20 protein-coding genes are annotated in these 24,359 nt (G+C 71.4%); 8 read left to right on the top strand and 12 right to left on the bottom strand.

The features are described 5' to 3' along the window. Nucleotides 1-601: AAA domain-containing protein (locus tag AB0F81_RS40175; protein ID WP_360206866.1), on the bottom strand; the 601-nt coding region annotated here is incomplete at its 3' end. A gap of 90 nt (nucleotides 602-691) precedes the next feature. Between AB0F81_RS40175 and AB0F81_RS40170 the strand changes: the two genes are divergently transcribed. After that, a complete protein-coding gene (locus AB0F81_RS40170) occupies nucleotides 692-2,338 on the top strand; it encodes an amidohydrolase (protein WP_360206863.1) in 1,647 nt (548 codons plus the stop codon). 3 nt (nucleotides 2,339-2,341) lie between these two features. On the opposite strand, the gene AB0F81_RS40165 is transcribed toward AB0F81_RS40170, so the two are convergent. Next, entirely contained in the window at nucleotides 2,342-3,052 is a 711-nt protein-coding gene (locus AB0F81_RS40165) for a hypothetical protein (protein WP_360206861.1), read from the bottom strand. Nucleotides 3,053-3,269: 217 nt separating this feature from the next. On the opposite strand from AB0F81_RS40165, the gene AB0F81_RS40160 reads away from it, so the two are divergent. Further along, entirely contained in the window at nucleotides 3,270-3,986 is a 717-nt protein-coding gene (locus AB0F81_RS40160; protein WP_360206858.1) for a laminin G domain-containing protein, read from the top strand. A gap of 136 nt (nucleotides 3,987-4,122) precedes the next feature. Here AB0F81_RS40160 and AB0F81_RS40155 read toward each other — a convergent pair whose 3' ends face one another. The 6 genes from AB0F81_RS40155 to AB0F81_RS40130 form a co-directional block, all read right to left on the bottom strand. Next, the gene (locus AB0F81_RS40155; RefSeq protein ID WP_360206855.1) at nucleotides 4,123-5,223 is read right to left on the bottom strand and encodes a glycosyl hydrolase 53 family protein; all 1,101 of its coding nucleotides are present in this window, start codon (nucleotides 5,221-5,223) and stop codon (nucleotides 4,123-4,125) included. Between the two features lie 14 nt (nucleotides 5,224-5,237). Continuing rightward, nucleotides 5,238-6,332 (bottom strand): glycosyl hydrolase 53 family protein, encoded by a 1,095-nt coding sequence (locus tag AB0F81_RS40150; protein ID WP_360206852.1) that lies wholly within the window; start codon nucleotides 6,330-6,332, stop codon nucleotides 5,238-5,240. 97 nt (nucleotides 6,333-6,429) lie between these two features. Beyond that, nucleotides 6,430-7,446 carry a LacI family DNA-binding transcriptional regulator gene (locus AB0F81_RS40145; protein ID WP_360206849.1) on the bottom strand — a complete coding sequence of 339 codons (1,017 nt, stop codon included), beginning with the start codon at nucleotides 7,444-7,446 and terminating at the stop codon, nucleotides 6,430-6,432. A gap of 14 nt (nucleotides 7,447-7,460) precedes the next feature. Beyond that, entirely contained in the window at nucleotides 7,461-8,294 is an 834-nt protein-coding gene (locus AB0F81_RS40140; RefSeq protein WP_360206846.1) for a carbohydrate ABC transporter permease, read from the bottom strand. Next, entirely contained in the window at nucleotides 8,294-9,265 is a 972-nt protein-coding gene (locus AB0F81_RS40135) for a sugar ABC transporter permease (protein ID WP_360206843.1), read from the bottom strand. Before AB0F81_RS40135 ends, AB0F81_RS40140 begins: the two co-directional genes overlap by 1 nt. Before the next feature lie 55 nt (nucleotides 9,266-9,320). Further along, entirely contained in the window at nucleotides 9,321-10,625 is a 1,305-nt protein-coding gene (locus tag AB0F81_RS40130; RefSeq protein WP_360206841.1) for an extracellular solute-binding protein, read from the bottom strand. Nucleotides 10,626-10,824: 199 nt separating this feature from the next. On the opposite strand from AB0F81_RS40130, the gene galT reads away from it, so the two are divergent. The 5 genes from galT to AB0F81_RS40105 all read left to right on the top strand — a co-directional run bounded on the left by galT (nucleotide 10,825) and on the right by AB0F81_RS40105 (nucleotide 20,797). Then, nucleotides 10,825-14,178 (top strand): galactose-1-phosphate uridylyltransferase, encoded by a 3,354-nt coding sequence (gene galT / locus AB0F81_RS40125; RefSeq protein WP_360206838.1) that lies wholly within the window; start codon nucleotides 10,825-10,827, stop codon nucleotides 14,176-14,178. 491 nt (nucleotides 14,179-14,669) lie between these two features. Continuing rightward, complete coding sequence (locus AB0F81_RS40120; RefSeq protein WP_360206835.1) at nucleotides 14,670-16,253, top strand: methyl-accepting chemotaxis protein; 1,584 nt, start codon at nucleotides 14,670-14,672, stop codon at nucleotides 16,251-16,253. Nucleotides 16,254-16,322: 69 nt separating this feature from the next. Beyond that, complete coding sequence (locus AB0F81_RS40115; RefSeq protein ID WP_360206832.1) at nucleotides 16,323-18,362, top strand: TRAP transporter fused permease subunit; 2,040 nt, start codon at nucleotides 16,323-16,325, stop codon at nucleotides 18,360-18,362. Next, nucleotides 18,359-19,360: a TAXI family TRAP transporter solute-binding subunit gene (locus tag AB0F81_RS40110; RefSeq protein WP_360206829.1), complete on the top strand. Its 1,002-nt coding sequence runs from the start codon at nucleotides 18,359-18,361 to the stop codon at nucleotides 19,358-19,360. Before AB0F81_RS40115 ends, AB0F81_RS40110 begins: the two co-directional genes overlap by 4 nt. Nucleotides 19,361-19,450: 90 nt before the next feature. Beyond that, nucleotides 19,451-20,797: a ferredoxin reductase family protein gene (locus AB0F81_RS40105; protein ID WP_360206827.1), complete on the top strand. Its 1,347-nt coding sequence runs from the start codon at nucleotides 19,451-19,453 to the stop codon at nucleotides 20,795-20,797. On the opposite strand, the gene AB0F81_RS40100 is transcribed toward AB0F81_RS40105, so the two are convergent. The 4 genes from AB0F81_RS40100 to AB0F81_RS40085 are packed head-to-tail and all read right to left on the bottom strand — an operon-like array spanning nucleotide 20,794 to nucleotide 23,642. After that, nucleotides 20,794-21,078: a hypothetical protein gene (locus AB0F81_RS40100; protein WP_360206824.1), complete on the bottom strand. Its 285-nt coding sequence runs from the start codon at nucleotides 21,076-21,078 to the stop codon at nucleotides 20,794-20,796. The genes AB0F81_RS40105 and AB0F81_RS40100 overlap by 4 nt on opposite strands. Before the next feature lie 22 nt (nucleotides 21,079-21,100). Next, nucleotides 21,101-21,856 (bottom strand): ABC transporter permease, encoded by a 756-nt coding sequence (locus AB0F81_RS40095; RefSeq protein WP_360206821.1) that lies wholly within the window; start codon nucleotides 21,854-21,856, stop codon nucleotides 21,101-21,103. Further along, complete coding sequence (locus AB0F81_RS40090; protein WP_360206818.1) at nucleotides 21,853-22,848, bottom strand: aliphatic sulfonate ABC transporter substrate-binding protein; 996 nt, start codon at nucleotides 22,846-22,848, stop codon at nucleotides 21,853-21,855. The genes AB0F81_RS40095 and AB0F81_RS40090 overlap by 4 nt, the downstream gene beginning before the upstream one ends. 23 nt (nucleotides 22,849-22,871) lie before the next feature. Beyond that, nucleotides 22,872-23,642, bottom strand: a complete 771-nt coding sequence (locus AB0F81_RS40085) for an ABC transporter ATP-binding protein (RefSeq protein ID WP_360206815.1) — start codon at nucleotides 23,640-23,642, stop codon at nucleotides 22,872-22,874. A 254-nt stretch (nucleotides 23,643-23,896) separates the two neighbouring features. Here AB0F81_RS40085 and AB0F81_RS40080 point away from each other — a divergent pair, with 254 nt between their 5' ends. Further along, complete coding sequence (locus AB0F81_RS40080) at nucleotides 23,897-24,280, top strand: hypothetical protein (protein ID WP_360206813.1); 384 nt, start codon at nucleotides 23,897-23,899, stop codon at nucleotides 24,278-24,280. The last annotated feature ends 79 nt before the right edge of the window (nucleotides 24,281-24,359 follow it).

Genomic DNA, 24,359 nt, shown 5'->3' with positions numbered 1-24,359 from the left:
GTCCGGCCTCGTCCAGCGCCGTGGTCAGCCGGTGCAGCCAGCCGGTCGCCGGCGACGGGTCGCCGAGCCACGGCTCCAGCGCGTGCGCGGCGGCCTGCGACCGGGCCAGGATCTTGCGCTGCGTCTCGGCGGCCGCGGTGGTCAGGGTCGCCGGCCCGCTCCCGCCCCGGTCGGTGCGGATCACGGTCAGTCCGGCCGGCAGCCGGGGCACCAGCACATCCAGCGCCGCCGAGGTCGGCGCCGCGATCAGCACGCGCTCGCCGCGTTCCGCGGCGGCTCGCGCGATCTCCAGGACCGCCAGCGTGCGGGCCACACCGGGCGGCGCCAGCAGACAGAGCAGATCGGGTACGCCCAGCGCACGCTGCACCACGTCCGCCGGGTCGTGGGGCGCCGCCGGCGCGTACCGGGCGCCGGCCAGCAACGCCAGCAGCCCGGGATTGACGGTGACACCGGTGCGCAGCCGCAGGATCGCGTCGCGTTGCACCCGTTCGTCGGGCTCGGACTGCTCGCCGGCCAGCGCGAACTCCAGCGCCGCGCAGAAGTCGTCGTTCCGGTACCCGGAACCCTCCTCGTGATCTAGATCGACAGAGGTCGACGCCATCCGCCCACCATAGTTGCGCCGCTGACACGCCAACAAACGAACCTCACGAACGTGAAGGCCCGCGCGGGCGCGGTGGCGGATGATTCCCCAATGCCCTCGATCCACGCAGACCTGATTCTCACCGGTGGACCGGTGTTCACCGCCGACCCGGCCCGCGGCCACGCCACCACGGTCGCCGTCCGCGACGGGCGCATCCTCGCCGTCGGCACCGACGAGGTGCGCGAGCTGGCCGGCCCGGGCACCGAGACCGTCGACCTGCGCGGCCGGCTGCTGATCCCCGGGTTCCAGGACGCCCACGTGCACGCGGTGATGGGCGGCGTCGAGCTGAACCAGTGCGACCTGACCGGCACCACCGACGTCGACGAGTACCTGCGGCGGGTCCGCGACTACGCGCAGCGGCACCCGGACCTGGAATGGATTGCCGGCGGCGGCTGGTCCATGGAGAGTTTCCCCGGTGGTGTGCCCAGCCGCGAACTGCTCGACCGGGTCGTGCCGGACCGGCCGGTCTACCTGATCAACCGCGACCACCACGGCGCCTGGGTGAACAGCCGCGCCCTGGAGATGGCCGGGATCACCGCGGAAACGGCCGATCCGGCGGACGGCCGGATCGACCGGGCGAGCGACGGCACCCCGGCCGGTGGGCTGCAGGAGGGGGCCATGCAGCTGGTCGCCGCCCTGCTGCCGGCGGTCGCTCCGGCCGAGCGGCTGGCCGGGCTGCTCCGGGCGCAGGAGCTGCTGCACTCGCTCGGCGTGACGGCCTGGCAGGAGGCCATGCTCTGCGCGACCAACGGCTATCCGGATGTGTCCGACGCGTACCGGACGGCGGCCGTGGAGGGGAGGCTGACCGCGACCGTGATCGGCGCGCTCTGGTGGGACCGCGACCGCGGCGCCGAGCAGATCCCCGAGCTGGTCGAGAAGCGGGAGCGGTTCACCGCCGGGCGGCTGCGCAGCGACAGTGTGAAGCTGATGCTCGACGGGGTGGCGGAGAACTTCACCGCCGCGATGACCGCGCCCTACCTGGACGGCTGCGGGTGCGCGACGGCGAACCGGGGCCTGTCGTTCATCGACCCGGCCGCCCTGCCGGGATATGTGACCGAGCTGGACGCGCTCGGCTTCCAGGTGCACTTCCACGCCCTCGGCGACCGGGCGGTGCGGGACGCCCTCGACGCGGTGGCCGCGGCCCGGGCGGCGAACGGGTTCCGCGACACCCGGCCGCACCTGGCGCACCTGCAGGTGGTGCACCCGCAGGACGTGCCGCGGTTCCGGGCGCTGGGCGCGACGGCGAACCTGCAGGCCTACTGGGCGTCGCACGAGCCGCAGATGGACGAGCTGACCATCCCGTTCCTGGACCCGGAGCTGGCGCGGCGGCAGTACCCGTTCGGGGATCTGCTGCGGGCCGGGGCGCACCTGGCCGCGGGCAGCGACTGGCCGGTCACCACACCGGACCCGATCGAGGCGATCCACGTGGCGGTCAACCGGGTGCACCACGGCAGCGATCACGAGCCGTTCCTCGGCGCCCAGGCACTCGACCTGGGCACGGCGCTCACGGCCTACACGGCGGGTTCGGCGTACGTCAACCGGCTCGACGACACCGGAACCCTGCGCCCCGGGAACCGGGCCGACCTGGTGGTTCTCGACCGTGACCCGTTCGCCGGGCCGCCGCTCGCGATCGGCGAGACCCGGGTCGCGCTCACCTACGTCGACGGACGGCAGGTGTACGCGGCCCGGGACGCCTAGTCCCTACTTGCCGGCGGGCTCGTCGTCCTCGTCGTCGAGCTCGTCCTCGCCGGCCTCCTCGGCCACCGCGGCGTGCGCGTGCCGCGGCTGGGCCGGGGCGGCCTCGAGCTCCTCGGCGACCGGCTCCTCCTCCAGGATGTCGCCGGTGACCTGCGGCGCGTCCATCCAGAGGGCGCGCAGCTGGCCCTGCATGAAGGCGGTGAGCCGGCCGCGGTACTCGCGGTCGAAGTCCTCGAGCGCCTCGATCTGCTGCTGCAGGGCCTCCCGCTTGGCGCCGAGGGAGCCGACGACGTCGTCGTAGCGCTGCTGGGCCTGGTGGCGCAGCTGCTCGGCACCGGCGACCGCGTCCGCACCGATGGTCTCCGCGCGGGCCCGGGCGTCCGCCACGATCTTGTCGGCGGTGCGGCGGGCCTCCTCGGCGTGCGCCTGCGCGTCCCGGGCGATCTGCTCGGCGGCGGCGCGGGCCTCGGACAGCACGCGGTCGGCCTCACGGCGCACGTTGTTCGCGTGGGCCTGGGCGTCGCGGGCGATCTGCTCGGCGGAGGCCAGCGCATCCGTACGGATCTTGTCCGCGTGGTGCTGGGCGCTCGCGACGTGCTCCTCGGCCGTGCGCTGGGCCAGGGCCAGAACCTGCAGCGCCTGGTTGGGCAGGCCGGGGGTGGGCGCGATCACCGCGTGCTCCGAGGTCTCACCGTTCGTCCCATTGAGCAGCACTTCGACACGATCCTTATCTGCTTGTCAGGCTTGCCTACGCACCGGTTTCCCCGGCGCCGCTCCGGATTCCCGGCCGGAACGCTGACCATGATCGGCGGATGCTACCAAGCTGATCTGGCCGTTTGCGAGAGTGCTTCAGTAACTCCGTTCCGGACAAAAAGAGCAAGTGGCGCATTAGGCTCGATACATACTGACCCGACGCCCTCGAGGATGAGCCATGGGCTGCCGCCGTTCCCTGATCTCCCTGACCGCCCTGACCGCTCTCCTGTTCGCCGGTGCCGCCACCCCGGCCGGCGCCGCGGTCGTGTCCCGCTACGAGATCGCGCTCTGGGGGATGAACGAACCCGCCGGCTCGACCTGGATGATCGACGGCAGCGGGAACGGGCAGCACGGCCGCATCGGCGCCGAGGTCGGCACCGGGATGCCCGCCGACGCTGACCGTGGCTACCGCTTCGAACGCCTGGAACCGGACACCCCGCCGGCCCGCCCCGGACACCTGGTCGTCGTGCCGCACAGCCCGCGGCTGAACCCCGGCAGCCGCGACTTCGGGGTGACGTTGCGGCTGCGCACCACCAACAAGTTCGGCAACATCATCCAGAAGGGCCAGGCCACGGTCGCCGGTGGCAGCTTCAAGCTGCAGATCCCGAACGGGCGCGTGGAGTGCATGTACCGGGGGTCGGCGGGCACCATCGAGGTCTTCGCGCCCTACCGGATCAACGACGGCTACTGGCACGTGGTCCGGTGCCTGCGGGTCCGGGCCGGGGTCGCGCTGCTGATCGACGGGCGTCAGGTGGCGTCCCGGGCCGGCTGGACCGGGCCGATCGCCAACACGTGGCCGGTCTCCATCGGCGGCAAGCTCGACTGTGACCAGCGCGAGGTCGGCTGCGACTACTACGCCGGCGACCTCGACTACATCCTGCTCGAAGCCGCCTGACCCACCGGCGGTCGGGGCGGGCAGCGATGCCCGTGGTGTGGCCACGGGCGGAGTAGCCGCGTTTCGGGCGTGGTGGCCCGTACCGGGAAAGGGGTTGACCGGCCCGGCTGCAGAGCCGGACCGGTCGGGATGAGCGTCAGGGAGTCCAGCGGATGTTGGGGTTGACGTTGCCGGTCCAGTCGAAGACGGCCATGTTGTCCCAGCCGTCGCCCGTGCCGTTGATGTTCGCCGGGTCCCAGCCGTTGCCCTTGATGGCGTACCAGGTGGGTTCCCAGTAGAAGACGCCGATGGCGCCGGCGTTGCGGGCGGTGTTCTGCACCCAGCTGAACTGCTGGGCCTGGCCGGCCCAGGAGGACGGGATGTTGTCGCAGAGCACCGTGCCGGGAATCGAGTTCTTCTCGCTGTCGGCGTCGGCGCTGGTGAACTGGTAGGCGGTCTCGGCGATCACCACCGGCTTGCCGTAACGGGTGCGCATGTCGGTGATGACGTTGTAGAGGTTCGCCAGCGTGCCGTGCCACATGCAGTAGTAGGACAGCGCGGTGACGTCCCACTGCACGCCGGCGGCGCGGATGCCGTCGTAGAACCAGCGGGCGTTCGTGAGGCTGTCCGAGTTCGCGGTGTGGATCATGACCTGGGTGGAGCTGTTGCACGCCTTGGTCGCGTTGTAGCCCTGCTTGAGCAGCGACGCCAGCGGGCCGAAGTTGCTGTTCACCACCTGGCCCCGGGGCCAGAGCATGCCGACGTTGATCTCGTTGCCGATCTGCACGCTGTCCGGGGTGGTGCCCTGGGCCTTCAGCGCGGTGCAGACGTCGTAGGTGTAGTTGTAGACGTCGGTCTGCAACTGCGTGAGCGAGTGCGAGGCCCAGGCCGCGGGCGGGTACTGCTTGCCGGGGTCGGCCCAGGTGTCCGAGTAGTGGAAGTCGATCAGCAGCTTGAGGCCCTTGGCCTTGATCGCCCGGGCCTGCTGCAGCACCTTCGCCTTGTTGTTGTAGCCGCTGGCCGGGTTGTTCCAGACCCGCAGCCGCATGTAGTTGGCGCCGGCGCCCTTGAGGATGTCGTAGGGGTCGGTGGCGGCGCCGTTGCGGTAATACTTGGCGCCCAGGTCGAGGCTGCGCTGCAGCGACGACACGTCAGCGCCGAGCATGGTGAGCGGCGCGGCCTGGGCGGGTGCGGGGGTGAGTGCCACGGTGGCCGCGAGCACGGCGGTCGCGATCAGGGCACGCAGGGACGATTTCATCGCGCTCTCCAGTCTCAGCGGTGCCAGCGGATGTACGGGTTGACGCGCCCCGAGTCGTCGAAGGTCGCCATGTTCTCCCAGGCGTTGCCGGAGTTCTCGATGTCCTCGGTGTCCCACCCGTTGCCGTCGATCGCGGTCCAGGTGGGCTCCCAGTAGAAGACGCCGAGCGCCCCGGCCTCCCGGGCCACCTCCTGCACCTGGGTGAACTGCTGCGCCTGCCCCTGCGGGGTGGCCGGGATGCCGTCGCACGGCGCCGGGGACAGGATGATGTTCTCCAGGTGGTCGAAGTTCTCGGTGGTCCACGGGTACGCGGTCTCCGCGATCACCACCGGCTTCGAGTACCGCGCCTTCACGTCGGTGAGCACGGTGCGCAGGTTGTCCAGCGAGCCGTGCCACATGCAGTAGTAGGAGAGCGCGGTGATGTCCCACTTCACGCCCTGCGCGGTGATCCCGTCGTAGAACCAGTGCGCCGCGTCGATGTTGCCGGCCAGCGCGGTGTGAATCATGACCTTGGTGGACCGGTTGCAGGCCTTCGTGGCGTCGTAGCCGGCCTTGAGCAGGGTGGACAGCGGCCCGAAGTCGTTGTTGTCGACCCGGCCCGTGGGCCACAGCATGCCGACGTTGATCTCGTTGCCGATCTGCACGCTGTCCGGCGTGGTGCCCTGCCGCTTCAGGCTCCGGCAGACGTCGTAGGTGTAGTCGTAGACGTCCTGGCGCAGCTGGGCCAGGTCGTGCCCCGCCCACGCCTCGGGGATGAACTGCTTGCCCGGGTCGGCCCAGGTGTCCGAGTAGTGGAAGTCGATCAGCAGCCGGTGGCCGGCCTTCTTGATCGCCCGCGCCTGCTGCAGCACCTTCTCCTTGTTGCTGTAGCCGCTGGTCGGGTCGTTCCAGATCCGCAGCCGCAGGTAGTTGGCGCCGGCCTGGCGAAGGATGTCGTAGGGATTGGCCCGCTTGCCGCGGAAGTCGTAGAACTTCGCGCCCAGTTCGAGCGCGCGCGGCAGCGTGGAGACGTCGGCGCCGCGCATCACGAGATCAGCGTGGGCCTGTGCCGGTGCGGGGGAGAGGGTGGCCGCGAGGACGGCTACGACCACCATGGCGAGTCGTTTCATTACGCTCCTTTGTGGACTATAAAGGACGGAATGAGTCGGGGAACCGGCCTCGATGAAGGGGGGATATCGAGGCCGGCCCCGGGGGGCCCGAGAAAGCTCAGGCTGGGGAGGAAGAGCGGATCACCAGGCTGGTGGGCACGGTGATGGACAGGGGCGTGCGCCCCGCGATGACGTCGACGAGGAGACGGACCATCTCCTCGCTGATGCGTTCCAGCGGATGCCGCACGGTGGTGAGCGGCGGTTCGGTGGTGGCGGCCAGACCGGAGTCGTCGAAGCCGACCACCCGGACGTCGCCGGGCACGTCGCGCCCGGCCTCGCGCAGCACCGGCAGGGTCGCGGCGGCCATCGCGTCGGAGGCGGCGAAGACCGCGTCCACCTCCGGCACCCGGTCGAGCAGCGTGCGCATCCCGGCCGCGCCGCTCTCCCGGCTCCAGTCGCCGTGCACCACGTACGCCGGGTCGACCGCGATCCCGGCGGCCGTCAGCGCGTCGCTGTAACCGCGCAGCCGGAACACGCCGCCGAAGGTGTCCTGCGGCCCGGTGATCGTGGCGATCCGCCGGCAGCCGGAGGCGAGCAGGTGCTCGACCGCCGAGCGCGCCCCGCCCCAGTCGTCGGCCGACACCGAGCTGATCGTGTCCTCGAAGCCGAGCACCTGGCCGCAGGCCACGATCGGCACCTGCGCCTGCACCAGCTGCCGCAGCAGCGGGTCGCCGGAGTGCGGCGAGACCAGCAGCACCCCGTCGACGTGCCCGCCGTTGAGGTACTCGATGGTCCGGCTGCGCTCCTCCGGGGTCGACGCGATCATCAGGATCAGCGTCAGCTGCCGGTCGGAGAGCGCCTGCGCCACCCCGCGCAGCAGCACCGAGAAGTTCGGGTCCTCGAAGAGCAGGTGCTGCGGCTCGGTGAGCAGGAAGGCGATCGACCCGGACCGCCCGGTCGCCAGGGACCGGGCGTGCTGGTTCGTGGTGTACCCGGTCCGGGAGATGGCGTCACGCACCGCCCGCACGGCTTCCGGGCTCACCCAGTCACGGCCGTTCAGGACCCGCGAGACGGTTGCGTAGGACACCCCGGCCTCGCGTGCGACATCGCGAATGGTCGGGCGTTTCCGGGACACGTTCGGGATCATAGTCAGGCCTTGACCCCGCCGGCGGCCAGGTCGACCTGCCAGTACCGCTGCAAGGTCAGGAACAGCGCGATCAGCGGGATGATCGACAGCAGCGCGCCGGTCACCACCGAGGTGTACATGGCCGGCTGCGACGCGCCCTGGTTCAGCAGGCCGCTCAGCCCGACCGTGATCGGGTACAGCTTGTCGTCGCCGAGCATGATGAACGGCAGCATGTAGTTGTTCCAGATCGCCACGAACTGGAAGAGGAAGACGGTCACCAGGCCGGTGCGCATCATCGGCAGAACCACCCTGCCGAAGGTGCGCCAGTCGCCGGCGCCGTCGATGCGGGACGCCTCCAGGATCTCGGTGGGCACCGACGCGGCCGCGAAGATCCGGGCCAGGTAGATGCCGTACGGGCTGATGAAGCTGGGCAGCAGCACCGCCCAGTAGGTGTTGGTCAGCCCGACCTTCGCCAGCAGCAGGTACTGCGGGATGGCCAGGATGACGCCGGGCACCAGGACCCCGGCCAGGATCACGTTGAAGACGAAGCTCTTGCCGCGGAAGTCGAACTTCGCCAGGGCGTACCCGGCCATCGCCGAGATCAGCGTGGAGACGGCCGCGCCGAGACCCGCGTAGAGGGCGGTGTTCGCCATCCACCGCCAGTACAGGCCGTCCCGGTAGTTGCTCAGGTCGGCGATGTTGTCGAACAGGTGGGTGCTCGGGGCCAGGGTGAAGGTGGAGAAGAGCTCGCCCGCGCTCTTCGACGAGGCGATCACCACCCAGAGCACGGGGAGCAGGCAGTAGGCGGCGCCCAGCAGGAGCAGGGTGGTGGCGAGAGGGCTGCGACGCAGTTGCATCAGTCCTCCTGGTTGAAGGCGCGGCGCCCGACGAGCTTCAGGAACCCGAAGGACAGGACGAACGTGGCGAGCGCGATGATCACCGAGGTGGCGGCGGCCGCGTAGAGGTCGTTGCGGACGAACGTGTCCCGGTAGACCTTCATCAGCGGCGTCCAGGTGGTGGAGATCGTGTTGCTCAGCGGTTTGAGGGTCATCGGCTCGGCGAAGACCTGCAGCGTGGCGATCAGCGAGAAGACGAACGTCATCACCAGCGAGGGCATCACGATCGGGATCTTGATGCGCCAGGCGATGGCGAGGTCGGAGGCGCCGTCGATGCGGGCGGACTCGTACAGGCTGATCGGGACGGCCCGCAGCGCGGTGTAGATGACGATCATGTTGAAGCCGGTGCCGCCCCAGATCGCGATGTTCGCGACCGCCCAGAGCGTGCCGGACGAGGACAGGATGTTCGGCGCGGTGACACCGACCGCCTCGAACAGGTCGGTGAACGGGCTGACCCGGGGCAGGTAGAGGAAACCCCAGAGCAGCGAGGCGACCACGGCCGGGACCGCGTACGGCAGGAAGATCGCGATCCGGGACACCTTGCCGACCGCCTTGCGGGTCCGGTTGGCGTCCAGGAGCAGCGCGAAGAGCAGGGCCAGCCCGAGCATGGTGGGGACCACGATCAGGCCGTACGCGCCGACCCGCCACACGCTCGGCAGGAAGTCAGGATCGGACAGCGACCGGGCGTAGTTGCTCAGCCCGGCCCACACCTCGGTGCGGGACTTCGCTCCCAGGCCGAGGCCGCTGACCTGAACCTTGCGCAGACTCAGGTAACCGGCGTACACGATCGGCGCGGCCAGGAAGAGTACGAAGAGGGTGAGCGCCGGGGCCAGGAACGCCCAGGGCACCCCGGCGCGCCGGGTCTTCTTGCCGGCGGCCGGCGCGACGTCGGGAGCGGCCGTGGAAATGCGCGTTGGAGTGATCAACGACATCGCCGAGTCTTCCTTTCTCCAGGCCCGGGCGGGCGAACCCGCCCGGGCCGGCAGGTCATCCGGCGACGGTGAAGCCGCTGTTCTTCATGTCGTCGACCGTGGTCTGCTGCATGGTGGCCAGCGACGAGGTGAAGGCCGCGGCCTTCTTCGACTCGGCCGCCTTGCCGAAGGCGTCGTTGAACGCGCTGTAGGCGACGTTGACGTTCGGCCCGTACGTGAACGGCTTGGTGGCCTTCGCGGCGTCGGCGGCGATCGTGTAGAAGTCGGCCTGGTCGGCGAAGAACGCCGGCGGGGCGGTCAGCACGCTGGTGGCGTCGGTCGCGGCGGGGTAGACGTTCGCCGTGGTGGCCAGCAGCTTCAGGGCCTCCGGGTCGCTGTTGAGCCAGGCGACGAACTGGGCGGCCTGCTTCTTGTGCTTCGACTGGGTGGTCACGCTGGTGGCCGAGCCGCCCCAGTTGCCGGTGGCCGGGCTGGCGGCGTCCCACTGCGGCATGGGCGCGGCCTTCCACTTGCCCTTGGTGTCCTTGGCGCCGGCCTCCAGCACGCCCGGGGCCCAGACCGCGCTGACCCAGCCGACCTGGGTGCCGTCGTTGAGGGCGGTGTTCCACTCCGGGGTGTACATCGGCTTGTTGTCGATGACGCCCCTCTCGACCAGCCCGCCCCAGTACGAGGCGACCTTCTGGGTGGCCGCGTCGTTGATGTTGACGGACCAGGAGTCGCCGTTGACGCCCCACCACGAGGCGCCGGCCTGCTGGGCGAGGCCGGCGAACAGGCCGGCGTCGGTGGCCGAGAAGGTGCCGAGGTACTGCTTCGGGTTCGCCTGGTGGATCTTCTCGGCGGCCGCGGCGTAGTCGTCCCAGGTCTTCGGTGCCTGCAGGCCGTTCTTCTCGAAGACGTCCGCGCGGTAGAAGAACATCAGCGGGCCGGAGTCCTGCGGGACGCCGTAGACCGCCTCGGAGCCGAGGGTGACGCTGTTCCAGGCGCCCTCGGGGAAATTGTCCTTGAGCGAACCGGCCTCGCCGGCGATGTCGGCGATCGCGTCCGAGGAGACCAGGGTGGGGATCTTCTGGTACTCGGCCTGCATGATGTCCGGCGCGCCGCTGCCGGCCTTGATCGCGGTGAGCAGCTTGGTGACCGCCGGGTCGCCGCCGTCCTGCTTGTTGACCGTGACCTGGATGTTCGGGTTCTTGGCGTTCCAGGCGGCGACGACCTTGTCCATGTTCGGCGCCCAGCTCCAGTAGGTCAGGGCGACCTTCTCGTTCGTCTCGGTCGAGGCGTCGTCGTCGGAGCCGCCGCCGCAGGCAGCGGTGACGGACAGCAAGGTCAGGGCCGCCAGCAGCGGGGCGAATTTCGTCTTCATCGATCCTCCTTGATCGGCTTGGCCGGGGAGCGGAAGCCGGGGAACGGAAGCCGGGGGAAGGCTCGGCTCCTGTGACCGGTTACAGTGCTGCCGTTACGTCGATGTGTCAAGACCTTGCGTCGCACCCGTTACGCCTGTGTATCGTTCGGGCTCGCCGGTCTGTGACCGGTTACAGTCAAACCCGCAAGGAGCTGATCCCATGCCGCTCTCCGTTCGCCATCAACCCTGGGCGACGCCACTGCGCCGGCCGCGGATGAGCAACGACGAGGACGCGCGGGCCGGGCTCTCGCTGACCAACCGCTACCTGATCCGCGACGGTCGTCCGGTCATCCCGGTCTCCGGGGAGCTGCACTTCAGCCGGGTGCCCCGGCACCGGTGGGCGGAGCGCCTGCGGCAGATGAAGGCGGGCGGGGTCACCGTGGTGGCCAGCTACGTCTTCTGGCTGCACCACTCGCCTCGTCGTGGCGAGGCCCGGTTCGACGGCAACCTCGATGTGGCCGCCTTCGTCGACTGCGCGGTGCAAACCGGTCTCGACGTGGTGCTGCGGATCGGCCCCTGGGTGCACGGCGAGTCGCGCAACGGCGGCTTCCCCGACTGGGTGCAGCAGGCTCCGGTGCGGCATCGCACCGATGACCCTTTGTATCTTGAGCTGGTCGCCGAATGGTTCCGGCAAATCGGGCAGGCTCTGGGGGGCACCAGTGATCTGCTCGGCATCCAGCTCGAGAATGAGCTCTACGACCAGCCGCAGCACCTGGTCACCCTCAAGCGGCTGGCCCGCGAGGCCGGCATCTCCGCCCCGCTCTGGACGGCCACCGCGTGGGGCGGCGCGGACCTGCCCGAGGACGAGGTGCTGCCGCTCTACGGCGGTTACGGCGACGGCTTCTGGGTGGACGCCGACGCGCCCTGGGACCCGACCTTCCGGGACCACTACTTCTTCTCCCACATCTGGGACGACGCGGGCATCGGCGCGGACGTGCGCCGCGCCCAGGCGATCGAGGCGGCGTCCGGCGGGCCGCGCACCCCGTCCGACCTCTTCCCGGCCGCCACCTGCGAACTCGGCGGCGGCATGGCCACCGCCTACCATCGGCGCCCGCGGCCCAGCGCGCTCGACGTCGCCACCGTCGCGCACTGCAAGATCGGCAACGGCTCGGCCTGGCAGGGCTACTACATGTACGCCGGCGGCACCAACCCCGGCCCGGACCTGCAGGAATCGCACGCCACCGGCTACCCGAACGACATCGCGCGCCTCGGCTACGACTTCCACGCCCCGATCGGCGAGGCCGGCACCCTCGCCGCCAGCCACGCCGAACTGCGCCGCCAGCACGCCTTCCTCGCCGCGTTCGGCGACCGGCTCGCCGAGATGCCGTCCAGCCTGCCGGCGGTGCGGCCGGCCGGCGTGGAGGACAGCGAGACCCTGCGCTGGGCGCTGCGCAGCGACGGCGCCAGCGGGTTCGTCTTCGTCGCCTGGCACCAGCCGCACTTCCCGCTGGGCACCTACCGCGGCGCCCGTTTCCGGGTCGAACTCGACGGCGGCGTGATCGAGTTCCCCGAGCGGCCGATCGACATCCCGCCGGGCACCCTGGCCCGCTGGCCGATCGGGCTGACCGCCGGCGGCACCCGCATCGACTGGGCCACCGCGTCCGCGCTCACCCTGCTGCCCGGGGCGACACCCACCCTGGTCCTGATCGCCGAGGCGGGCATCGGCCCGGAGATCAGCGTGGCCGGCGAGACCCGGTCCGTCACGCCCGGCCTCGAGCCGATCCGGCTCGACGGCCTCGACGTCCTCGTCCTCCCGGCCGAGACGGCCGGATCGGTCTGGGTGGTCGAGGACGGCGGCCGCCGCCTGCTTCTCGCCGACCACGAGCTCCAGTGGGACGCTTCCGGCAGGGTGACGGTCAAGGCCGTCGCCACCTCCGGCGTACGGGCGTACGACCCGATCAGTCGTGGCTTCGCGGATCTGGGGCTCGGCGTCCCGGCCGCGGTGACCGCCGACGCCGTGGTCGAGCTGGTGCGCCCGCCCGCCGCGGCGGTCCCGGCCACCTACGGCAAGCACGAGGGCCGCCCGTCCGCACCCACCCCGGACGTCTTCGACGAGCTGGCCGCCGTCTACCGCCTGGTGCTGCCGGAGTGGGCAGCCGACGCCGACCGGGACGCGCTGCTGCGCATCCACTGGGCGGGCGATGTCGGCGAACTGCGGATCGACGGCCGTACCGTCACCGACCGGTTCTGGGACGGCTCCGAGTGGATCGTCAACCTGATCGACGCCGGCTACACGCCCGGCGCCGAGGTCACCCTGCACCTGCTGCCGCTGACCGCCGGCTCCCCGGTGCACGTGCCCGGCGACGCCCGGCAGCGCCTCGCCGAGGTGGAGGATCAGCTGCTCGCGATCGACGCCGTCGAGGTGGCCGGCCGGGGCATCGCCACCGAGCACCGGGTGCGCAAGACGGTCCGCGGCATGGCCGACGGGCGCGAGATCATCTACTTCGACGACTCGGAGCCGTACGTCTCCGGCGCCGCGTCCCGCGACGCCGTCGACACCCGCCCGCTGCCACCCGCCGACCAGGTGCTGCGCGGCGGCGCCGAGGTCCGGTACGACCCGCTCACCGGCGAGTGGATCGCCATGGCGTCGCACCGCAACGACCGGACGTTCCTGCCGCCGGCCGATCAGGACCCGCTCGCCCCGACCGTGCCCGGCGGCTTCCCCACCGAGATCGCCGAGGCCGACTACGACGTGGTCGTCTTCGAGAACCGGTTCCCGTCGTTCTCGCCGCGCAACGGCGGGTCCGCCTCACTCGTCGACGGCGACCCGCTCTGGCCGGTGGCGCCGGCGACCGGGCGTACCGAAGTGGTGTGTTTCTCCTCGGCCCCGCAGGGGTCGTTCGGCTTGCTCACCCCGCACCGGGCCCGCACGGTGATCGAAGCCTGGGCCGACCGCACCACCGAGCTGGGCGGACAGCCCGGCGTGGAGCACGTCTTCGTCTTCGAGAACCGCGGCCGGGAGATCGGGGTGACCCTGCCCCACCCGCACGGCCAGATCTACGCGTTCCCGTTCGTGCCGCCCAAGGCCGCGCGGATGCTGGAGATGGCCACCCGGCACCGCGACCGGACCGGCGGCAACCTGTTCCGCGACATCCTCGACGCCGAACGCCGCGCCGGCACCCGGATCGTCGCGTCCACCGCGCACTGGACCGCCTACGTCCCCGCCGCCGCCCGCTGGCCGGTCGAGGTCCACCTGGCCCCGCACCGCGACGTCCCCGACCTGCCCGCCCTCACCGGCCCGGAACGCGACGACCTGGCCCGCGTCTACCTGGACGTGCTGGGCCGCCTGGACCGCTACTTCCCCGGCCCCGAGCCGCTGCCCTACATCGCCGGCGTCCACCAGGCCCCGGTCCGCACCGGCCGCGACCTGTTCCGCCTGCACCTGCAGGTCTTCTCCATCCTGCGGGCTCCCGGCAAGCTGAAATACCTGGCCGGCGTGGAGTCGGCGATGGCCGCCTGGATCAGCGACACCACCCCGGAAGGGGTCGCCACCCGCCTGCGCGAACTCGCCTGAGGAGGGGGTCGCGGGCTGAACCTGGTACGGCGCGGCGCGGCGCGGCGCCGGCGGCGGCAGCCTGGCGGACGCCGTCCGGCAGTCCGCGGTGGGCACGGGTCGCCGCGCGACTACCGGCAGAGCCTGCGTGCTGATGCAGCTGTGGCTGCTGCCGGTCCGGGAGGTGGATCAGGCCGAGATCCGGGAGACGTGCCTGACCGGAGCACGGATCGCTGCTGCCGGAGTGCCGGAGTGGAGTCCGGAGACGCAGCGCGCCTTTCTGCAGCTGTTCCTGCAGGCCGTGGTCGGCGAGGTCTTCCGGCGTCGCTCGCTCCGGTACTGGCGAAAGCGTATGGAGCACCGCTGGCGCATGCGACGACTGACCAGGTCGAATCGATTGGCGACCTGCTGGCCCGCTCCGTTCTGGATTCGCCGGGCCGGACGCCTCAGGCAGCGATGCGGGACGCCGATGAGAGATCGGGGAGGGACGACCGCGGGAAGGCCGTACCTTTATGTCACGGCGACTTGCTGATCTGCCGCTGGCCGTCAAGATGCTCACCTCGGTGGTGGCCGTCGCGATCGCCTGCGCCTCGGTGATCCTGATCGCGGTCGGTGGGCTACGGCTTGTCGAGGACCGGTCGAAGACGGTCTACGACCATGGAGTCACACCGACCCAGCTGCTGGCCAGCCTGCATCAGGACGTGCTGCGGACCCGGATGCTCACGCTGAACTACTTCATGTCCGGCGCCGAGTACCGGGCGAAGATCACCGATCAGGTGGCGGGCCTGGACGACCGGGTCTCCACCACGTGGCAGCGCTACGAGCCGCTCGCCGTCGACCCGCAGGTGGCGGCCGCGCTGAAGGCGAACTACGCCAAGTTCCTGCAACTGCGCGACGAGCAGATGCTGCCCGCCGCGAACCGTAAGGACCTGCCCGGCTTCTGGGCCGGATGGAACCAGGGGACCGAGGTGTTCACCGAGGTCGACGAGCAGTTCGCCGCGCTCGAGGAGGCGCACGCCGAGCAGGCGCTCGCCGCGATCCAGGAGGTCTCCGACGCCCGTGGCTCGGTCACCACGCAGGTGCTGGTGATCGGTGTGCTGGGCCTGCTGATCGGGTTGGCCGTGGCGCTGCTCGCGGTGCGGGCGGTCGTCGCTCCGGTGCGGCGGGTCACCGACGTGCTCAAGGCGGTGGCGGCCGGCGACCTCACCCGCGACCCGCAGGTGAACAGCCGCGACGAGGTCGGGCAGATGGCCGAGGCGCTGCGGCAGGCGACCGCGAGCATGCGCGACGCGGTCACCGTGATCAACAGCAGTGCGGCGACCGTCCTGGACTCGTCGCGGAACCTGAACGTGGTCAACGACAACCTGGCCGCCGGGGCGGACACCGCGGCCGGCCGGGCGGCCGCCGCCCAGCAGGCGGCCGAGGACGTCGCCCGGCACGTGCACACGCTGAGCGCCGCCGCCGAGGAGATGGGCGTGTCGATCCGGGAGATCGCGACGAACGCCTCGGACGCGGCCGGCGTGGCGACCGAGGCGGTCTCGGTGGCGCAGGAGACCAGCGGGATCGTCGGCAAGCTGGGCGAGTCGTCGAACGAGATCGGCAACATCATCAAGGTGATCAACTCGATCGCGGAGCAGACCAACCTGCTCGCCCTGAACGCGACCATCGAGGCGGCCCGCGCCGGCGAGCTGGGCAAGGGCTTCGCGGTGGTGGCCGGCGAGGTGAAGGAGCTGGCGCAGGAGACCGCGAAGGCGACCGAGACGATCGGCCAGCGGGTCCAGATGATCCAGTCCGACACCGCGGGCGCGGTCGCGGCGATCGAGCGGATCTCCGAGGTGATCATGCGGATCAGCGACTACCAGACCACCATCGCCTCGGCGGTCGAGGAGCAGACCGCCACCGCCGGCGAGATCACCCGCAGCGTCACCGAGGCCGCCACCGGCGCCGAGGAGATCGCCCGCAGCGTCAGCGAGGTGGCCGGCGCGGCCGCTGCCACCACGTCCGGCCTGAACAGCTCGCGGACCGCGGCACACGAACTGGCCGGCATGGCCGACGAACTGACCGGCGCGGTCCGCCGCTTCGAGATCAGCCGATAGGTGGATCGGACGTCTCTATAGATTTTCTGTAGTAGTGGGATCCCGGCGGCCGCGACTACTGTCCGGGGTATGGGCGAAGATCGATCTCCCGGTGGGCCAGCCGAGCCGGCGGCGGTGCACTACGACGAGGAGGAGCGGCCGGCCCGGGAGCTGACCGGCCGGGTCGGCGCCTTCGTCGCGATCGTCGCCTTCGGGGTCGCCCTGCTCGTGCTCTGGCAGGTGTTCCGCCCGCTCGCCCAGGGCAGCCAGTACTACCTGATCATCTTCCTCGCGGGCACGCTGCCACTGGTCTTCCTGGCGTACCGATCGGGTTTCGGCAGAGGCCGCGACCTGCCCACCGTGAGCGACTGGGTCCTGGCCGGCGGCGCCCTGCTGGTCTGTCTCTACCCGCTGAACCCGTTCGGCGGCGGCTACAACGCCTTCCTGGACCGGCAGGGGCTGCTCGAACCGGTCGACGTGATCTTCGGAGCGGTGCTGCTGGTCCTGGTGATCGAGGCGTGCCGGCGGACCACCGGGTGGGCGCTGCCGATCGTCTGTCTCGCCTTCCTGGCCTACGGCTACTACGGCGGGCTGCTGCCCCAGCACCTGTCGGTCGCGCACGCCGGACTGGACTTCGCGCAGATCGTCGACGCGCTCTACAACTCGGGCAGCGGGTTCTACGGGACGCCGCTGGACGTCGCGGCCACGTACATCGTGCTGTTCACCATCTATGGCGCCGTGCTGGATCTCTCCGGCGCCAGCCGGTTCTTCGTCGACCTGTCGGTCGCCGCCTTCCGGCGGTCGCGCAGCGCCGCCGGGCGCACCGCGGTCGCCGCCGGCTTCCTTCTGGGCACGGTCTCCGGATCGGGTACGGCCACCGCCGTGAGCGTCGGGGCGGTCACGTGGCCGATGCTGCGCAAGGCCGGCTACCCGCGCGAGCAGGCCGGCGGCATGCTGGCCGCCGCCGGTGTGGGCGCCATCCTCTCGCCGCCGACGCTGGGCGCCGCCGCGTTCATCGTCGCCGAATACCTGAACGTCTCCTACCTGACCGTCCTCGGCTGGGCGATGATCCCGACCGTCCTCTACTACCTGGGCATCCTGCTCGCGGTGGAGATCGACGTGCGCCGGTTCGGGGTCCGCGCCATCGACGCGCCGCAGACCAGCGCGTGGCGGCTGCTCGGCCGCTTCGGCTACCACTTCTCCTCGCTGGTGGTCATCGTCGTGCTGCTGGCCCTGGGCGAGACGGCCACCCGCGCGGTGGTCTACGCGACGATCCTCGCCGGCGCGCTGTCCTTCCTGGACCGGCGGCACTGGATGACCCCGAGGCGCGTCTTCACGGCACTGTCCGCGGGCGTACGCGGGGTCCTGCCGGTGGTGGCGGTCTGTGCCGCCGCCGGCATCATCACCGCGACCACCACCAAGACCGGCCTGGGCGCGCAGCTCGCCTCGCTGCTGGTCAACGGCGCGCAGGCGATCACCGACAACCCGACCGTGGTGCTCGCGCTGACCGTGGTGCTGGCCGCGTTCGCGCTGGCCCTGCTCGGGCTGGCGGTGCCGGTGACGGCGAGCTTCATCATCGGCTGGGTGATCATCGGGCCGGCGCTGCTCACCCTCGGCGTGCCGGCGCCGGCCGCCGCGATGTTCGTCTTCTACTACTCGGTGCTCTCCGAGGTCACCCCGCCGACCGCGCTGGCCGCGGTGGGCGCGAGCGCGATCACCGGTGGCCGGGCGATCCCGACCATGTGGCAGGCCCTGAAGTACGCGCTGCCCGCCTTCCTCGCGCCGATCGCGTTCGTGCTCACCGACAACGGCGAGTTCCTGCTGGCACGGGGCCCGGCCCTGGGCATCCTCTGGACCACGGCGGCGGCTGCCCTGGCCGTGGCCGGCCTGGCGATCGCAACCGGCGCCTGGGTGCCCGGCGTCGGCCCGGCCGGACCGGAGAGCCGGGTCCTCGGCGCGCTGGCCGGCCTGCTGCTGCTCTACCTGGAGCCGGTCGCGGTCGCCGCCGGGATCGCCGCCCTGCTGGTGGCCGTCCTGCTCGCGATGGTGCGCCGGCGCCGGAACCCGCCTGATCGTCCCCCCATGGATGAGTTAGCCCTCGCACCAACTCGTTCCCCGGAGGAAGTATGAGAAGAATATTGGGTATCGCGCTGGTCGGCTCGCTCGCCGTGGCGAGCGCGGCCTGCGGCGGCCGGCAGGACAGCGCCGCCAGCGACACCGGCGGCGACGTCACCTGCGAGGTCGGCCAGGCCACCCGGATCGGCATCGCGACCGGCAACGCCACCGGCGTCTACTTCGCACTCGGCAACGCCTACGCGGAGCAGGTCAACGCGGCCGGCGGCAACGTGCAGGCGACGGCCGCCGAGACCGGCGCCTCGGTGCAGAACATCCAGCAGCTGGTCGCGGGCACGTACGACGTGGCGTTCTCGCTGGCCGACACCGCGGCGAACGCGATCAACGGAACCGGCAGCTTCACCGCGAAGCAGCCGGTCGCCGCGCTGGCCCGGATCCACACCAACTACACGCAGGTGATCGTCCGCAAGGCGTCCGGGATCAAGGACGTGGCCGGGATGAAGGGCAAGCGGGTCTCCACCGGCTCGCCGAAGTCGGGCACCGAGGTGATCGCCAACCGGATCCTGACCGCGGCCGGCCTCAAGCCGGAGACCGACGTGCAGGCGCAGAAGCTGGACCTCACCAAGACCGTCGACGGGATGAAGGACGGCACGATCGACGCGCTGTTCTGGTCCGGCGGCCTGCCCACGCCGGGCATCACCGACCTGATGACCACGGCGAAGGACCAGGTCGAGTTCCTCGACATCACCCCGCTGCTGCCGGAGATGCAGAAGATCAACGAGGTGTACCAGGAGGGCACGATCCCGGCCGCCACCTACGGCACGGCCGCGGACGTGAAGACCATCGTGGTGCCGAACTTCCTGCTGGTCCGCGAGGACCTGGACGCGAACGTGGCGTGCGTGCTCACCAAGACTTTGTTCGACCGCAAGGCCCAGCTGGAGCAGGCCAACGCGGCGGCCAAGGAGATCACCGTGCAGACCGCCCGCCAGACCGACCCGGTGCCGGTCCACCGCGGCGCCACCAAGGCCCTGGACGACCTGGGCGCCCCGCAGTAACGAATCGCTCCGCCGCCGCCCGGTGCTGAACCGGGCGGCGGCTCACGCGGTACACCCTGTGGAGACAGCAGCACAGCAGGGGAGATCGGGATGACTACCGTGACCCACCCACAGATGATCACCGTCCGCCGCTACGCCCTGGCCGCGCATACCGCGATCGGGGCCTTCCTCCTCGTCAACGTCGTCGCCATCCAGCTGATGTTCCAGATCGCCGGACCGCCGGCGCACAATCTGTTCGGCTCGATCGGCCGTCTTCTCGGCCTCTACCTCGCCTTCGCGGTGATGCTCCAGCTCCTGCTGATCGCCCGGTTGCCGGTGCTGGACCGCGCGTTCGGCATGGACCGGCTCACCGGCTGGCACCGGTGGGCCGGTTTTACGGTGTTCTGGCTCGCCATCCTGCACCCCTCGTTCGTGATCGTCGGCTTCTCCGTCCAGGACCGGGCGTCGGTCTTCCGGACCGCGCTGACCCTGTCGAAACAGCTGCCGGTGCTCCTGGGCCTGATCGCGGTGTCGCTGATCGTGCTGGTCGTCGCCCTGTCCGTGCGGATCGCCCGGCGCCGTCTCTCCTACGAGACCTGGCACGCGGTCCACCTGCTGCTCTACGCCGTCGTGATACTCGGCCTGATCCACCAGCTGTACGAGGGCACGGCCTTCACCATCAACCTCTGGACCCAGGTGTACTGGTGGAGCCTGTGGGCGTTCGCGCTCGGCGCCCTGCTGACCGGGCGGCTGATCGTCCCGTTGGTCCGCAACGCCCGGCACCGGCTGCGGGTCGCCGCGGTCGTCCCGGAGTCCGCCGACGTGGTGTCGGTGCACGTCACCGGCCGTGACCTGGACCGGCTGCGGGCCCGCGCCGGCCAGTTCTTCCTGTGGCGTTTCCCCGGCCACAACCGGTGGTGGCAGGTCAACCCGTTCTCCCTGTCGGCGGCACCGAACGGCCGGTCGCTGCGGCTCACCGCCAAGGGCATCGGCGCCACCAGCGCCGGGCTGCGGGAGCTGCCGATCGGTTCGCGGGTCTTCGCCGAGGGCCCGTACGGCGCGTTCACCCTGGCCCGGCGCACCCGGACGGCGACGCTGCTGATCGCCGGCGGCATCGGGGTGACGCCGATCCGCTCCCTGCTGGAGGACCCGGATCTCGGCGGCGACGTGGTCGTCCTCTACCGGGTCCGCAACTCGGCCGACGCGGTCCTGCTGGGGGAGCTGCGCAACCTGTCCCGGGTCCGCGGCGCCCGCCTGCACGTGATCACCGGCAAGACCGGGCCGGGGAACCAGCCGTTCCGCCCGGAGAACCTGCAGTCGCTGGTCCCCGACATCACCGACCGTGACGTCTACGTCTGCGGCCCGGCCGCCCTGACCGGCGCTGTGCTGACCAGCCTGCGCCGGCTGCGGGTCCCGTCCCGCCAGGTGCACTTCGAGGCGTTCCGGCTGGCCGGCTAGACGTCACGGACCTGCAGGACCCGGGTGGTGGGTGCGGCGTCGCCGAGTTGCTCGCGCAGGGCCAGCCGCTCCGGGTCGGCCAGGAACGAGTCGAGGCCGGAGCGGGCGGCGAAGCGGATCACGTGCACCTCGGTGCCGCCGTCCTCGCGCAGCCGTCGCTCCAGGGTGCCGCCGTGCCGGCCGAGCAGGGCCAGCACGGCGTCCTCGTAGCGGCGGCCGGCCTCGGCGTGCCCGTCGGCCATCTCCACCACCGCGACCAGAAGCAGTCCGTCGTCCGTCACGGCAGGAAGTATCGCGCACCGGTCAGCGGCGGGCGGCCAGCAGGCGGTGCTCGCCGGCGCCCAGCACGGTGTCGCTGACCTTGCCGAGCAGCGCCAGCAGGATGATGGCCAGCAGCATCACATCGGTACGCCCGGTGTTCTGGCTGTCGATCAGCAGGAAGCCCAGCCCCATCGACGAGGCGATCAGCTCGGCCGCGACCAGGAAGAGCCAGCCCTGCGCCAGCCCCAGCCGCAGTCCGGAGAGGATCGCCGGGGTGGCCGCCGGGAACAGCACGGTGCCGAGCAGGGGCAGCCCGGACCGTCCGTAGGCCCGGCCCACCTCGATCAGGTGCGGGTCGATGTGCGCGAGCGCCGCCGACACCGTGGTGTAGACCGGGAAGAACGCGCCGATCGCCACCAGCACGATCTTCGGGGTCTCGCCGATCCCGAGCCAGAGCAGCAGCAACGGCACCCAGGCCAGCGACGGGACGGCCCGGATCGCCTGCACGGTCGGGGACAGCACCGCGCTCGCCGTGCGGGAGAGGCCGACCAGCCCGCCGAGGGCGAGGGCGAGCACCGAGCCGGCGGCGAAGCCGATCAGCACCCGCTGCGTGCTGATCGCCAGGTGGTGCCAGAGTTCGCCGCGGCGCAGGAGCTCGCCGAGCGCGGCGACCACCTCGCCCGGCGGCGGCAGTTGTGCCGTCGAGTAGAGCCCGGCCGTCGCCGTCACCTGCCACACCACCAGCAGGGCCAGGGGCAGGACGGCGCCGGCCGCGATCGTGCGCCCGCGCAGCGTCACGAAGCGCTCGCGAACGTGGGCGCGAAGAGGGAGTCGAGCGCGGTCCGGGCGGCCTCCTCGGTCTTCACGTTGGCGTCCGCGACCAGGACCGGCAGGATCTTCTCGAAGACCGCCCGCTGCGCCTCGCCGGGCACCGGGTCGATGTCCAGGCGGGTCCGCTCGGTCAGCACCTTCGTCGCCACCGCTTCGGAGATCTTCGCCTCCCGGGCGTAGAGCGCCACCGCCTGATCCGGGTTGTCCTTGATCCACTGGCGGGCCCTCTCGTACGCGTTCACCACGGCCTGTGCCAGGTCGGGGTGCTCGGTGAGGAAGGCTTCGCGGGCGTTGAGCACGCCGTACGAGTTGAACCCGACATTGCGGTAGATCAGCTTCGAGCCGGCCTCCAGTTCGGACGTGGCCATCAGCGGGTCCAGGCCCGCCCAGGCGTCCACGTCGCCGCGCTCCAGGGCGGTCCGGCCGTCGGCGTGCTGCAGGTTGGTGACGGTCACGTCACCCGGCTTCAGGCCCGCCTCGTCCAGGGCCTGGAGCAGGAAGAAGTACGGGTCGGTGCCCTTCGTGGCGGCCACCTTCCGGCCCTTCAGCCCGGCCACCGAGGTGATCGGCGAGCCCTTCGGCACCACGATCGCGGCCCACTCCGGCTGGCTGAAGACGTCGATCGTCTTGATCGGTGCCCCGTTGGCGCGAGCCACCAGCGCCGCCACGCCGGCGGTCGAGCCGACGTCGATGGCCTCGGCCCGCAGCGCCTCGTTCGCCTTGTTGCTGCCGGCCGAGAGTTGCCAGGTCACCGTCACTTTCTTGGCGGCGAGCTCGGTCTCCAGCCACTTCTGGTCGCGCAGCACCAGGCTGGCCGGGTTGTAGTAGGCGTAGTCCAGCCGCAGCGTGACGGCGTCGCCGCCGCCGGCCTGCTGGGCCGGGGCGTCCTCGCCCTGCACGCATCCGGCGAGCAACGCGCTCGCGGCCGCCGCGGCGATCACCGCACGCATGATCTTCATCTCGGGGGTGTTCCTTCCGGTTCTCAGGTCGGCACGGGGGCCGGGGTACGGACGCCGAGTTCGGCCAGCAGCGAGACGCGCAGCGCGGCGAGGGTGGCGTCGCCCCGGTCACGCGGCCGGGCGCCGGGCACGTCGCGGATCAGCCGTACGCCGGCCGGCTCGCCACCGAGCAGCACCACCCGGTCGGCCAGGTGCAGCGCCTCGTCCACGTCGTGGGTCACCAGCAGCACCGTGGTGCCGGCCTCCCGCTGCACCTCGGCGAGCAGGTCCTGCATGCGCAGCCGGGTCAGCGCGTCCAGCGCGGCGAACGGCTCGTCCAGCAGCAGCACGCCCGGCCGGCGGGCGAGGGCCCGGGCCAGGGCGGCGCGCTGTGCCATGCCGCCGGAGACCTGCCGCGGCCGGTGCCGGGCGAAGTCGGCGAGTCCGACCACGGAGAGCCAGTGCGCGACCTCGTCGCGGGCCCTCTCCCGGCTGGTGCCGCGGGGCAGCCCGTAGGCGACATTGCGTTCCAGGGTGCGCCAGGGCAGCAGGCGGGGTTCCTGGAACACCACCGAGCAGCGCGGTTCGATGCCGCGGACCTCCCGCCCGTCGACCTGGACCGACCCCGCGGTCGGGGTGTCCAGGCCGCCGGCCAGTCGCAGCAGCGTCGACTTGCCGCACCCCGAGGGGCCGAGCAGGGCCACCACCTCACCGGCGGCGACCTCCAGGTCGACGCCGGCCAGCACGTCGCGCCGGCGGCCGTTCGCGGTGAAAGCCCTGCCGGCGCCGGACAGTCGCAGGGGTACGGCGCTCATGGCGGGCAGCGTACCCACATCTCCTATTGATTTACTAGACTAGACATGATCTCCGTGGCCGAGGCGACAGAGCGAGCCGGGCTTTCCGATGAATCCCCGGTCTCCGCCCGGCTCGATCGGCGATGCTCACTGCCGTGAGTGGAGGGTCGCGGGCCCTCGACCGGGTCATCCGCTCACCACGGGTGCCGGTGTTCCGCTCCCGCTTCGCCGGATTTCGGTAGTCTGACGGCAGACTTCGCGGGCGGGGGAGCCCTATGACGAGCGACGACGTGGTGGTCCGTCTCGGCCGCTGGGCGCTGGGCAAGGTCTGGTTCGGCGTGGTGCTCTCCGGCGGCTACGCGCTGGGCCGCCACTTCGACTGGCCGCGGGCCTTCCTCACGACGGCCGCGGTGCTCGGGGCGGTCGGGCTGGCGCTCGCCTCGTCGTTCCTGCCGGTCTGGACCCGGCAGCGCCCGAGCGGCATCCCGGTGGCCGACGTGGGGCTGCGGGTGATGGTCTGGGCCGGCCTGGTGGGCTCGGTTGCGGCGCTGCTGATCGGGATGCCCGCGGTCGGCATGGTCGCGGCCGCCCTGCTGCTCACCACGGCTGCGCGCACCTTCGGCGACCCGTTCCTGCCGGTCCTGCGGCGCATGCGCTGATGGTGCTGCTGCCGCTGGTGCGTGACCGGCCGCTCGCCAAGGCCGCACTGTGGACGGCCGGTGTGGTGATTCCGCTGGT

Origin of the sequence: Actinoplanes sp. NPDC024001 (genome assembly GCF_040638955.1) — a bacterium.
GTDB lineage: Bacteria > Actinomycetota > Actinomycetes > Mycobacteriales > Micromonosporaceae > Actinoplanes.
This window is presented reverse-complemented; position numbering and strand designations above follow the sequence as displayed.